Origin of the sequence: Mycobacterium sp. Marseille-P9652 (assembly GCF_902652685.1) — a bacterium.
GTDB lineage: Bacteria > Actinomycetota > Actinomycetes > Mycobacteriales > Mycobacteriaceae > Mycobacterium.
Window position 1 is genome coordinate 1 of sequence record NZ_CACRUY010000010.1, and the last position, 12151, is coordinate 12151.

11 protein-coding genes are annotated in these 12151 nt (G+C 69.2%); 9 read left to right on the forward strand and 2 right to left on the reverse strand.

Features of this window, described 5'->3' with window-relative positions:
* Positions 1-247: 247 nt before the first annotated feature.
* A complete protein-coding gene (locus GPY60_RS07915; RefSeq protein ID WP_156687101.1) occupies positions 248-589 on the reverse strand; it encodes a hypothetical protein in 342 nt (113 codons plus the stop codon).
* 137 nt (positions 590-726) lie between these two features.
* Between GPY60_RS07915 and GPY60_RS07920 the strand changes: the two genes are divergently transcribed.
* Positions 727-2709 (forward strand): APC family permease, encoded by a 1983-nt coding sequence (locus tag GPY60_RS07920; protein WP_156687102.1) that lies wholly within the window; start codon positions 727-729, stop codon positions 2707-2709.
* Between the two features lies 1 nt (position 2710).
* Here GPY60_RS07920 and GPY60_RS07925 read toward each other — a convergent pair whose 3' ends face one another.
* Entirely contained in the window at positions 2711-4426 is a 1716-nt protein-coding gene (locus tag GPY60_RS07925; RefSeq protein ID WP_156687103.1) for a CocE/NonD family hydrolase, read from the reverse strand.
* Positions 4427-4487: 61 nt separating this feature from the next.
* Between GPY60_RS07925 and GPY60_RS07930 the strand changes: the two genes are divergently transcribed.
* The 8 genes from GPY60_RS07930 to GPY60_RS07965 all read left to right on the forward strand — a co-directional run bounded on the left by GPY60_RS07930 (position 4488) and on the right by GPY60_RS07965 (position 12147).
* Entirely contained in the window at positions 4488-5087 is a 600-nt protein-coding gene (locus GPY60_RS07930) for a TetR/AcrR family transcriptional regulator (protein ID WP_156687104.1), read from the forward strand.
* A gap of 46 nt (positions 5088-5133) precedes the next feature.
* Positions 5134-5823: a M15 family metallopeptidase gene (locus GPY60_RS07935; protein ID WP_156687105.1), complete on the forward strand. Its 690-nt coding sequence runs from the start codon at positions 5134-5136 to the stop codon at positions 5821-5823.
* A 60-nt stretch (positions 5824-5883) separates the two neighbouring features.
* Positions 5884-6696 (forward strand): methyltransferase domain-containing protein, encoded by an 813-nt coding sequence (locus tag GPY60_RS07940; RefSeq protein ID WP_156687106.1) that lies wholly within the window; start codon positions 5884-5886, stop codon positions 6694-6696.
* 128 nt (positions 6697-6824) lie between these two features.
* Positions 6825-8075, forward strand: coding sequence for an MFS transporter (locus GPY60_RS07945; RefSeq protein WP_156687224.1), 1251 nt, complete (start codon positions 6825-6827; stop codon positions 8073-8075).
* 72 nt (positions 8076-8147) lie between these two features.
* Positions 8148-9734, forward strand: coding sequence for a methylmalonyl-CoA mutase family protein (locus GPY60_RS07950; RefSeq protein ID WP_156687107.1), 1587 nt, complete (start codon positions 8148-8150; stop codon positions 9732-9734).
* Positions 9735-10148, forward strand: coding sequence for a cobalamin B12-binding domain-containing protein (locus GPY60_RS07955; protein WP_156687108.1), 414 nt, complete (start codon positions 9735-9737; stop codon positions 10146-10148).
* Between the two features lie 2 nt (positions 10149-10150).
* Positions 10151-11107 carry a TIGR03564 family F420-dependent LLM class oxidoreductase gene (locus GPY60_RS07960; protein WP_156687109.1) on the forward strand — a complete coding sequence of 319 codons (957 nt, stop codon included), beginning with the start codon at positions 10151-10153 and terminating at the stop codon, positions 11105-11107.
* Positions 11108-11115: 8 nt separating this feature from the next.
* A complete protein-coding gene (locus tag GPY60_RS07965) occupies positions 11116-12147 on the forward strand; it encodes a CaiB/BaiF CoA transferase family protein (protein WP_156687225.1) in 1032 nt (343 codons plus the stop codon).
* Positions 12148-12151 lie beyond the last annotated feature (4 nt).

Below are 12151 nucleotides of genomic sequence, written 5' to 3' on the forward strand. Positions count from 1 at the left end.
TTCGGCGGAGCATCCTCCACCCTCATCGCCACCCAATCCGGTAATGATGGCGCTCCCGGCGGCCCCCAGGGCACCGGCTCCGGTGGACAGGGCGTCGGTACCGCCGACAACGGCGGCGGTTTAGGCGGTGCAGGCGGCTTCCAGGGAGGAAACGCCGGCTCAGGAGGAGGGGGTTATACCGGCCTCGGAAACGGCCTCCCGGGCGGCTCGACCTAGGAGATGGGCGCGGACGCTACCTGCTCCCTCGTCAAGGCTTCGGGTTCGTTGCGGTGCGGTCGTAGAAGGCGGTCCACACCGAAAGCCTCGACAGCACAAGAACGGCCAGGCGGCCGCGCTCCGTGTGCCGGTATCGGTTGTCTGCGGATCCGATGTCGTCCCAGCTGCCCGCGGTCGCGCCCGTCACCAGGCGGCCGACGACGAGATCCCGCAGCGCCGCGCCGATAGCCCGGCGCCGCAGGCGCAGCGCGGCTTGGATTTCGCGCATCGTCATGGGTCCCGACGACAGCACGTCGAGCACCTCGAGCACATGGGGTTGGCCGACCACTGTGCGTAGGTCCGCGACAAGATCCAGCCGTTCATGCGGGGGCATAGCGGGCACCGTAAGGGTCGGCGCCGCACCGGCGCACCGGTCTTTACGGAACGTGCGGGTGCGCGCCGCATATCTTTACGAAATCTCTACGGCTTGAGGCCGACCCGGTGCGGGCGCCGAAATTACGCTCCTTAAACGTGTCTTCACCGACGTCGCTGATGAAACGCCTTGTGGTCGGGCGGCCTTTCCGCAGCGACAGCCTTGGCCACACCCTGCTGTCCAAGCGCATCGCCCTGCCGGTTTTCGCCAGCGACCCACTGTCCTCGGTGGCGTATGCCACGCAGGAGATCCTGCTGATCCTCACCCTCGGGGGCCTGGCTTACCTGCATCTGACGCCGTGGATAGCCGGCGGCGTGGTGGTGCTGCTGGCCGTCGTCGTGTTGTCGTACCGCCAGGTGGTCCGCGCCTACCCGAGCGGGGGCGGTTCCTACGAGGTGGTGTCGAAAAACCTCGGTCCGGCGGCGGGGCTCGTCGTGGCGGCGGCCCTCATGGTCGACTACGTGATGACGGTCGCCGTGTCGGTGGCGGCCGGCGTCGACAACATCATCTCGGCCGTCCCGGATCTCAACCCCTACCGGGTGGCGATCAACATCGGGTTCATCGCCACGCTGACCGCGATGAATTTGCGGGGCGTCCGCGAGTCGGGCCGCGCATTCGCCGTTCCCACGTACGCCTTCGTGGTGGGCGTCTACCTGATGGTGGGCCTGGGAATCCTGCGAACGCTGATGGGGCATCCACCGGTGGCCGAGAGCGCGAATTACGGGATCAGGGCCGAGCAGGTCGGCCTCACGTCCGTGGCCCTCGTTCTGCTCGTGCTTCGCGCGTTCTCGTCGGGCTGTACGGCGCTGACGGGCGTGGAGGCCATCTCCAACGGGGTGCCGGCCTTCCGAAAGCCCAAGGCGCTCAACGCCGCCCGCACCATGACCGCGATGGGCCTGCTGGCCATCACGATGTTCGTCGGCGTGACGGCCCTGGCGCTCATCGCCAAGACCCGCGTCGTGGAGAACGCGTGCGACCTTACGGGATTCGCCGGAAACTGCGAGACCGACCCGCAGCGAACGGTGATCGCCCAGATCGCCGCGGCGGTGTTCGGCAACAACAGCATCATGTTCTTCTATATCCAGGCCGCCACGGCGCTGATCCTGATCCTGGCCGCCAACACCGCCTTCAACGGTTTCCCGCTGCTGGCCTCGATCCTCGCGCAGGACCGGTACCTGCCCCGGCAGCTGCACAACCGCGGCGACCGGTTGGCCTTCTCGAACGGCATCATGGTGCTCGCGCTCATCGCCGGCGGGCTGATCTACGCCTTTGACGGCTCCGTGACCCGGCTGATCCAGCTCTACATCATGGGCGTGTTCACGTCGTTCACACTGTGCCAGGCCGGCATGGTGAGGCACTGGAACGCGGAGCTCGCCGACGCGGCCACACCGGGCGAGCGGCGCCGAATCAATACGGCCCGCGGCATCAACGCCTTTGGCTCCCTGCTCACCGGCCTGGTCCTGGTCGTCGTGATGATCACCAAGTTCACCCACGGCGCCTACCTCGTGGTCATCGCCATTCCGGCGCTGTGCCTGCTGATGCAGGCCATCCACAAGCACTACGCCACCGTCCGCAAGGAACTACGGGTCGACGACCGCGGCGACCAGACGCTTCCCAGCAGGGTGCACGCGGTGGTGCTGGTGTCCGGGTGGAACAAGGCCACGCAGCGGGCGGTCCTGTTCGCCAGGGCCACCAGACCGGACACGCTGACGGCCCTCACCGTGAACGTCAACGACGACGACACCCGGGCGCTCGACCGCGAATGGGAAGAGTTGGACGTCAACGTACCGCTCAAAGTGGTCGAGTCGCCCTACCGCGAGATCACCCGCCCGGTGCTGGCCTACATCAAACGGCTCCCGGTCAGCCCGCGCGACGTGGTGTGCGTCTACATCCCCGAGACCGTCGTCGGCCGCTGGTGGGAAAACCTTCTGCACAATCAGAGTTCGCTGCGTCTGAAGGCCCGGCTGCTCTTTGAGCCCGACGTGATGGTGACCAGCGTGCCGTACCAACTGCACTCGGCGACGAATCGCGATCTCGCCGGGATCGACCGCGCCGAGAGTTACGAGGCCACCCTCGGCTGATCTACCCGAGCACGGGAAGCAGGAGCCGCGACGACGAGCGAATCGTGTTGAGGCTGCTGGTCCCGACGCTCGCATGCCGGAAGTTCATGATCGCCGGGGTGGACGGGTCCTGGTCGTCGCTGGCGAGCACGAGGCGGATGCGGTGGCCGGCCGCGAACCGGCGGGCATTGGGCACCAACGGGATTCGATAGGTGACGTCCTCGCCCACCGGCACCGCGCGTGGGGTGGTGCACGGCAGCACCGGCGCCCCGGGCCGGCTCGCGGCCTCGTCGACCTCGCGCATGCTGGCCCGCAACCACCCCGCCGTCACGTCGCCGACGGTCCCGTCGGGCGCCACGTCCTGCAGCACCGCCATCCAGGCGGTGTCGATCGCGGTCGCCGAGGCAACGAGCCGCAGTTCGATCTCGCCGACCACGTCGATGTCCCCTTCCAGGGGTGGGCCGGTCCAGGTGAGCGTCGACGGCGGATCGATCTCGCTCGGCTTGACGCGCCCCAACCCGGCTCCGAGCACCATGAGCGTGCGGCTGCCCGGCTCGCCCTCGTCCTCGTCCAGCGCGCCGTCGGCCCGCAAGGCCAGTTCGCGGTGGGCGGCACCCGGCGGCGGCCACGAGCCGGCGGTGCGCCATTCGTCGGCGCCGGGCAGGATATAGCGGATCGGCGGCCCCTCGGTGATGCCGGTGTCGCGGCCCTTGAGCCAATGGTCGTACCAGGCCAGCGCTTCGGTGTGCAGGCTCTCCCAGGGCCACGTCAGGCCGAACTTGCCCAGCATGCCCATCCGCACGCAGGCGTTGTGCGACAACCCCTTCCACGTCGCGAACGTGGAAGGAAGGTGCAGCGGAACGTTTTCCCAGTCGCAGCCCAGGTACACGGGGATGTCGATCTGCTTCAGCAGCGGCAAGACGCTGCGCTCCTCCCACCACTCGTCGCGGGTGGGATGCTCGACCGCGGCCTGCAGCCACAGCTCGTCCCACGGGTGCGGGTCGTGCGGCAGCCGGAGAAGTTGGCGCAGCATCGTCACCGCCGCCTCGCCGTTCAATGTCTCGAACTTCTTGTGCAGCCGTGGGGTGTTGAGCACCCGACGGGCCAGGCCGATCGGCCTGCTCCGCCAGAGCTCGTCGCTGCGGTCGGACGTCAGACCCATCATCGCCAGAAACGGCGTGACAAACGACGAACTCAGCAGCCCGTGGTGGTTGGCGCCCTCGTAGAGATCGCTGGTCACCGCCAGCGGGAAGATCGCCTTGAGGTGCGGGGGTCGCTCGACGGCCGCTTCGAGCTGCGTCATCGCGAAATAGCTGATGCCGATCATGCCGACGTTGCCGTCGCACCAGGGTTGCGCCGCAACCCATTCGACAAGGTCGTATACGTCGCGCCGTTCCTGCCCGTCGAAGAAGCCGAACGTGCCGCCGGAGCCGCACGTGCCGCGCAGGTTGGCGATCACGTGCACGTACCCGCGCGGCACCCAGAAATCGGTCACGCCGGCCTCGATGAATCCGGCGGGAGCGCCGAAGTCCTGCATCTGCCGCGGGTACGGCGAGGCGGCCAGCAGCGCGGGAAACCGGCCGTCGGCGTCGGGGCGGTGAACGTCGGCCAGAAGCGTTGTGCCGTCGCGCATCCCGATGGCGATGTTGATGTCGGTGCGCGTGCGGTGTTGCGGCTCGCTGAGGTTGCGGTAGTGCCGTCCAGTGGTCTGTGGGCCGTTGAGCGTCCGGGTCGCCATAGTTTCACGCTACGTTGAAAATAGTCTCAACGCAATATGAAACTTCGCGTATGGTGGGACCGTGGCGAAGCGGTCATCACGCCCCGGCCCGCGGGACGAACGCGGCGTGCTGTCCGCGCGCATCCTTGCCGCGGCGCGCGACGAATTCGCCGAACACGGCTGGGCCGGCACCGCGATCCGGGCGGTTGCCCGGAACGCCGGCGTGGATCCCGCGCTGATCTACCACTACTACGGCTCCAAGGAAGGCTTGCTCGACGCGGCCACCGCGCCCCCGCAGAAGTGGCTCGACTCGGTCGCCGCCACCTGGGCGGCGCCCCGAATAGAACTCGGCCGGAGCCTGATCCGCACGGTGTTGACCGCCTGGACCGACGAGGACGTCGGGCCCGCGCTGCGCGCTGTCGTGCTGACCGCCGCCCACGAGCCGAGAACCCGCGAGAAGCTGCGGCTGATCGTCGAGCGCGGCCTGATCGGCGGATCGACCCTCGGTGGCGACGAGCACGAACGGTTGCGCCGCAGCGGGCTGATCGCCAGCCAGCTGATCGGCTTCGCGCTGTTGCGCTACGTCTGGAAGATCGAGCCGCTCGCGTCGATGCCCGAGGACGAGGTAGTGGCGGCTGTGGCGCCGAACCTGCAGCGCTACGTCGACGGCGACCTCGGCTAGGCCGCGGCTCACGCGTTTTGGCGGGGAAACCCGCGACAATGTACGGATGCCTCGCATCGTCGCGGCCGTGGTTGCCGCCGGGTTGATCGTGGTGTCCGGCGCGGTGGCGCCGGCGAGGGCCGACGTGCCGCCCGTCAGCGACGCGGCCCTGCAGGCCGGATTCCTGGACGTCCGGACCGTCGTTCCCGACGCCGTGATCGACCTGCGCTACGCCACCACCAACAACTTCACCCACACCCAGCTCTATCCGTCCGACGCCCGATGCCTCGTGCATCAGTCGATGGCGCCCGGCCTGGCGACGGCCGCGAACGCGCTGCGCGGGCAGGGCCACCTGATGGTGTTCTGGGACTGCTATCGCCCGCACGACGTCCAGGTCAAGATGTTCAACGTCGTGCCCAATCCGGCCTGGGTGGCCCGCCCGGGCCAGTACGCCCACAGCCACGAGTCGGGGCGGTCGGTGGACGTGACGGTCACCGCCGTCGAGCCGCAGTGCCCGCCCGAACGGCATGCGGACGGCCTCTGCCTGGCCGACATGGGCACCGACTTCGACGACTTCTCGCCCCGCGCAACGGCATACGCGACCCAGGGCGTCAGCGCCGAGGCCCAGGCCAACCGGGCCCGGCTGCGGGACGCCATGAAGTACGGCGGGCTGTCGCCGTACTCCGGTGAGTGGTGGCACTTCGACGGGCCGGGGGCGGCCGTCGACCGCCCGATCCTGAATGTGCCCGTCGACTAGCTGTCTCGCAATATGAGACGATAATCTCGAAATATGAGTCGGCCGGGTAAGCTGCCGGGCATGAGCGAAGCCGACCACAACCAGTACACGCACGGGCACCACGAGTCGGTCCTGCGCAGCCACCGGCGGCGCACCGCGGCGGACTCCGCGGCCTACCTCCTCCCGCACCTCGCGCCTGGGCTGTCCGTGCTGGACATCGGATGCGGGCCCGGAACGATCACCGCCGACCTCGCAGCGCGCGTCGCGCCCGGCGAAGTGGCGGCGGTCGACCGGTCCGCCGACGTGCTCGAGGCGGCCAGTGCCGAGGCGCGCACACGCGGCCTGAGCAACGTCACGTTCGCGACCGCGGACGTGCACCACCTGGACTTCCCCGACGCCTCGTTCGACGTCGTCCATGCGCATCAGGTGTTGCAGCACGTGGCCGATCCCGTGCGGGCGCTGCGCGAGATGAGGCGGGTATGCCGGCCGGGCGGGATCGTGGCCGCCCGCGACGCGGACTACGCGGGCTTCATCTGGTTCCCGGTGCTGCCGGCACTGGATGCGTGGCTGGACCTCTATCGGCAGGCGGCTTACGCCAACGGCGCCGAACCCGACGCCGGGCGTCGGTTGCTGTCGTGGGCCCGACAGGCCGGGTTCGAGGACGTCACGCCGACGGGCAGCGTGTGGTGCTACGCGACCCCCGACACCCGCGACTGGTGGGGCGGGATGTGGGCCGACCGCATCCTTCATTCCGACGTGGCGGATCAGTTGCTGCGTTCGGGGTTGGCCACTACCGAGGCGCTCGAGGACATCTCCGCGGCGTGGCGCACCTGGGCGGCGGCGCCGGACGGGTGGTTGTCGATGCCGCACGGCGAGATCCTCTGCCGGGCGTAGATCGGCGGTCGCTTTGTAGCATCGGCACGGTGCGCGGCGATCGGGTCCCGGAGGTCAAGTCGCCGACCCGCGCTCCCGGCGAAGCCGCCACCGATGCCGGCTTTCCGAAACGCGTGGCGGTCGCGTGCATGGTGGGCACCGCCGTCGAGTACTACGACTTCTACATCTACGGCACGGCGGCGGCCCTGGTGTTTCCCTCGGTGTTCTTTCCGCACCTGAGCCACACGATGGCGACGATCGCCTCGATGGGGACCTTCGCCGCTGCGTTCGTGTCGCGGCCATTGGGCGGGGCGGTGTTCGGCCATTTCGGCGACCGCCTGGGCCGCAAGGCCACGCTCGTCGCGACCCTGCTGATCACCGGCCTCTCGACCGTCGCGGTGGGGCTCACCCCCGGCGCGGCGACGATCGGCGTGGCCGCGCCCCTGATCGTGCTCACCCTGCGGCTGCTGCAGGGGTTCGCCGTCGGCGGGGAGTGGGCGGGTTCGGCGCTGTTGGGCGCCGAATACGCGCCGGCGGCCAAGCGCGGCCGGTTCGGCATGTTCACCCCTCTGGGCGTCGGCGTCTCGCTGTTCCTCACCAGCCTGACCTTCCTGCTCGTGAACCTCACGATCGGGCAGACCAGCGCGGCATTCCTGCAGTGGGGATGGCGCGTCCCCTTTCTCTTGAGCGCGCTGCTGGTCGCGATCGCCCTGTACGTTCGACTCAACATCGCCGAAACGCCCGTCTTCGCAAGCCAATTGGCGACCCAGCGGCCCCCTCGGGCGCCGCTTGCCGAGGTCATCCGCTCGCAGCCCGGCGGCCTGGTGCTGGCGTCGGGCAGCTTCGTGGCCGTCTTCACCTTCGTGTTCATGGCGGGTACCTACCTGACCAGTTACGCCTACGGCCGCGGCCTGACGCGAAACTCCGTCCTGGTCGCCGGAATGCTCGGCGGCCTCGTGTGGACCGTCGGCGTGGTGTTCTCGGGCACCACGTGCGACCGGGTCGGGCGACGGCCGGTCATCATGGCCGCCTGGGTGATCGGCCTGGCGTGGTCCTTCGCCGTCATCCCGTTGATCGATACCGGAAGCGGTGTCCTGCTCGCGGTCGCGATCTGCGGCATCTACGCCATCGCGGCGGTCGCCTTCGCGCCGATGGCGTCGTTCATACCCGAGTTGTTCCCGACGCGGCATCGCTACACCGGCGCGGGACTGGCGATCAACCTCGCTGGGGTCGTCGGGGGCGCGGTGCCGCCGGTGCTCGCGGGGCCCTTGCTCGCCCACTACGGCGGCCGGGCCGTCGGGCTGATGATGGCCACCCTGGTCCTGGTCAGCCTCGCGTCGACCCATCGGCTACCGGAAACGAAGGGCCGGGTCCTCGAGGACGTGGCCGCTCCGCGCTGAAGCCGCCGAGTGTTTGCGCTGATCAGCGCGTGGTATTGGCATTCTCTTTTTTTGCAAGTACGTTATTCACCGATGGATAATGCTGCTCAGACACCGTCGGGCATCCCGCTGCGGCCCGTGTACGGGCCGACTGAACGCACAGGACGGACCGGTGAACCGCCGCCGCCGGGGGAGTTTCCCTTCACCCGGGGCAACTTCGCGTCCGGCTACCGGGGCAAGCTGTGGACGTTTCGGCAGTACTCGGGTTTCGGCACCGCCGAGGAGTCCAACCGGCGCTACCGTTACCTGCTGGATCAGGGCGGGACGGGATTGTCGGTGGCGCTGGATCTGCCGACCCAGTGTGGGTACGACTCCGACGATCCCGAGTTCGGTGAGGAGGTGGGCCGCGTCGGGGTCGCGGTCGACACCCTGGCGGACGCGGAGATCCTGTTCGACGGCATCCCGCTCGACAGGATCAGCACCAGCATGACCATCAACGGCACCGCGGCCATCCTGCTGGCGTTCTACGTGGCGGCCGCCGAACGCAAGGGCATCCCGCGGGCCAAGCTCACCGGGACCATCCAGAATGACATCCTCAAGGAGTACGCCTCGCGCGGCACCTGGATCTGGCCGCCGGAGCCGTCGCTGCGCCTGATCGCCGACACGATCGAGTTCTGCGCGTCGGAAGTGCCCAGGTTCAACGCGATTTCGGTGGCGGGGGCGCACTTTCGGGACGCCGGGGCCAACGCGGTGCAGGAGATGGCGTTCACGTTGGCCGACGGCGTCACCTACTGCGACACCGTGGTCGAACGCGGCCGCATGACCATCGATGAATTCGCGCCGCAGATCTCGTTCTTCTTCTACACCCACGGCGACTTCTTCGAGGAAATCGCGAAATACCGTGCGGGACGGCGCCGTTGGGCGACGATCGTGCGCGAGCGGTACGGCGCGAAGACCGACAAGGCGTCGATGTTCCGCTTCGGTTGCGTGTGTGGCGGCGCGTCGCTGTACGCCCCGCAGGCCCACAACAACGTCGTGCGGGTGGCCTACGAGGCGATGGCCGCGGTCCTCGGCGGCGTCCAGTCGATGTTCACCGCCGCCTGGGACGAGCCGTTCGCCCTGCCCACCGAGGAGTCCACGACGCTGGCGCTGCGCACGCAGCAGATCCTGGCGTACGAAACCGGTGTCGCGGCGGTCGCCGATCCGTTGGGTGGGTCCTACTTCGTCGAGGCGCTCACCGATGCCACCGAGGCGCGCATCGTCGAGATCATGGACGATCTCGAGCGTCACGGCGGCATGGTCAGCGCGATCGAGGACGGCTATCTGCAGGGCCTGATCGCCGACGAGGCCTATCGCGTGCACCAGGACATCGAGGGGGGCGCGCGCCCCGTCGTCGGGGTCAACCGCTTCGTGACCGACGAACCGGAACCCGACGTGGTCACCTACGAACTCGACGCCGAGGGCCGCGACCTGCAGCTCAAGCGGCTGTCGAAGGTGAAGGCCGAAAGGGACTCGGCCGCAGTCCAATCCAGTCTGGCGGCGCTGTCGCGGTCGGCCGAGGGACCCGACAACCTCATGCACAGGCTCATCGACTGCGCCAACGCCTACTGCACCGTGGGTGAGATGGTCGCCGCGCTCAAGGCGGTGTGGGGCGAGTTCCAGCAACCGGTGGTCTTCTAGATGGCCGTCCGGATCCTCGTCGCCAAGCCCGGCCTCGACGGCCACGACCGCGGGGCCAAGATCGTCGCCCGCACCCTGCGCGACGCCGGGTTCGAGGTGATCTACACCGGCATCCGCCAGCGCATCGAGGACATCGCGTCGATCGCCGTGCAGGAGGACGTGGCCGTCGTCGGGCTCAGCATTCTGTCCGGCGCGCACCTCGCGCTCACCGCGCGGACCATCGAGGCGCTGCGCGCCGCCGACGCCGCCGACATCGCCGTCGTCGTCGGGGGCACCATCCCGCACGCCGACGTGCCCAAGCTCCTGGCGGCCGGCGCCGCGGCGGTGTTCCCCACCGGCACACCGCTCGACGTGCTCGTGCGCGAGATCCGCGCACTTACCGGAACCCCCGAACCCGTGAAGGAAACGGAGTAACAGTGCGCGTCGGAGTGATGATCGGACCCGAGCGCGGCGATTCCGCGCGCAAGGTCAGCAGGATGCTGGCCGACATCGACTGGGCCGAGAGCGCCGGTCTGGACACCGCGTGGATTCCGCAGATTCCCAACGACTTCGACGCGCTGGTGGCCGTCGCGCTGATGGCGGCGCGCACCAGCCGGATCGAGCTGGGCACCGCCGTCGTCCCGCTGCAGGCCCAGCACCCGATCGCGTTGGCGCGCCAGGCGTTGTCCGTGCACGCCGCCACCGGCGGCCGGTTGGCGCTCGGCGTCGGTCCGTCGCATCACTGGATCGTCGACGACATGCTCGGAATCCCCTACGAGCGGCCGGCGGCCTACACCCGCGACTATCTCGAGGTTCTGCACGCAGCCTTCGCCAACCCCGGCCCCGTCGACGTGCAGAACGACACCTTCCGGGTGCACAACCCGCTCGACCTGGCACCCGTCGCGCCGCTGCCGGTGCTGGTCGCGGCGCTCGGGCCGGTGATGCTGGCCATCGCCGGCGAACGCGCCGACGGCACCGTGCTGTGGATGGCCGACGAGCGCGCGGTCGCCGAGCATGTCGTGCCGCGGATCACCAAGGCCGCCGACAACACCGGACGCCCCGCCCCACGCATCGTCGCCGGCATCCCGGTATGCCTCTGTGGCGCAGACGAAGTCGACGCAGCGCGGGAGCGCGCCAACCGGATCCTGGGGGAGGCCGAGGTTTCGCCCAACTATCAGCGGCTGCTCGGGTATGGCGACGCCAAGGACGTGGGCGACATCTGCGCGGCCGGTGACGAGGGCGCCATCCTGGCCCGCATGCGCCGGTTCGCCGACGCCGGCGTGACCGACCTGTCGGTGCGGCTGCTGCCGATCGGCGACACCCGCGACGAGCTGGTCGCCTCCAAGCGCCGCACGCGCGAGATGATCGCCTCTCTCGCAGCGGAATTGCGGTGACGTCAGGCGTGACGGGAACCGGGCCGCTGGCCGGCGTGCGGATCCTCGAGGTCGGCACCATGCTGGCCGGCCCGTACGCCACCATGCTGCTCGCCGACCTGGGGGCCGACGTCACCAAGATCGAGCCGCCCGGCGGGGAGATCTCGCGCGGTGTCGGGGCCAGCTACTTCGCCAGCCTCAACCGCAACAAGTCCAGCCTGTTTCTGGACCTGAATTCCGATGCCGGACAACGGCGTCTCGGTGAGCTGGTTGCCGAGTCCCACGCGCTGCTGGTCAACCTGAAGCCGTCGGCGATCCGCCGCCTCGGGCTCACCTATGAGGCGCTGCGGCGGCACAACGAGCGCATCGTCTGCGTCGCGATCACCGGCTTCGGTTTGCACGGCGGCGACGATCCGGCCTTCGACTACGTGGTCCAGGCCTCCACCGGCATCGCCGCGCTGACGGGCGATCCGGACGGCCCGCCGACGCTGCCGGGTTACTCCTCCGCCGACAACTCCACCGGAATGTGCGCGGCGCTCGGCCTCCTGGCCAAGATCGTCTCCGGCACCGGTGGGCAGGTGGACGTGTCGCTGCGCGACGTCATGCTCTCGCAGCTCAATTACCACGCCTCGGCCTACCTGAACGACGGCGTGCGGCCGCAGCGCCGTCCCAACGGCGCGCACTCGTATTACGTTCCGGCGCAGCTTTTTCCGACCGCGGACGGCTATCTGGCGCTCTTCGTCACCCACGACGGGTTCTGGAAGGCCTTCGCGGCCGAGGCCGGCATCGGCGGTTTCGAGACGATGGCCGAACGGGTGGATCGCCGCGACGAGGTACTCGCCGTCGTCACCGCCATGCTCGCGACCGACACCGCCGCGGGCTGGGAGCGGCGTCTGCGTCCCCTCGGTGTCCCGGCGGCGGCCGTTCGCACGCTGCCCGAGGCGCTCGACGCCACGCCCGGAGTGGTCGTGACCGCGGGCGAATTCCGGCTCGTCGGCAGTCCCATCCATGTCGACGGGTATGAGCCCGAGTACCGTCCGCCGCCCGAGTTGGGTTCCTGAACGT

Coding starts and splice junctions, on each gene's coding strand:
- GPY60_RS07950 (WP_156687107.1), top strand. CDS start 8,148: ATGGATAATGCTGCTCAGACACCGTCGGGCATCCCGCTGCGGCCCGTG.
- GPY60_RS07940 (WP_156687106.1), top strand. CDS start 5,884: ATGAGCGAAGCCGACCACAACCAGTACACGCACGGGCACCACGAGTCG.
- GPY60_RS07945 (WP_156687224.1), top strand. CDS start 6,825: ATGGTGGGCACCGCCGTCGAGTACTACGACTTCTACATCTACGGCACG.
- GPY60_RS07935 (WP_156687105.1), top strand. CDS start 5,134: ATGCCTCGCATCGTCGCGGCCGTGGTTGCCGCCGGGTTGATCGTGGTG.
- GPY60_RS07915 (WP_156687101.1), bottom strand. CDS start 589: ATGCCCCCGCATGAACGGCTGGATCTTGTCGCGGACCTACGCACAGTG.
- GPY60_RS07925 (WP_156687103.1), bottom strand. CDS start 4,426: ATGGCGACCCGGACGCTCAACGGCCCACAGACCACTGGACGGCACTAC.
- GPY60_RS07955 (WP_156687108.1), top strand. CDS start 9,735: ATGGCCGTCCGGATCCTCGTCGCCAAGCCCGGCCTCGACGGCCACGAC.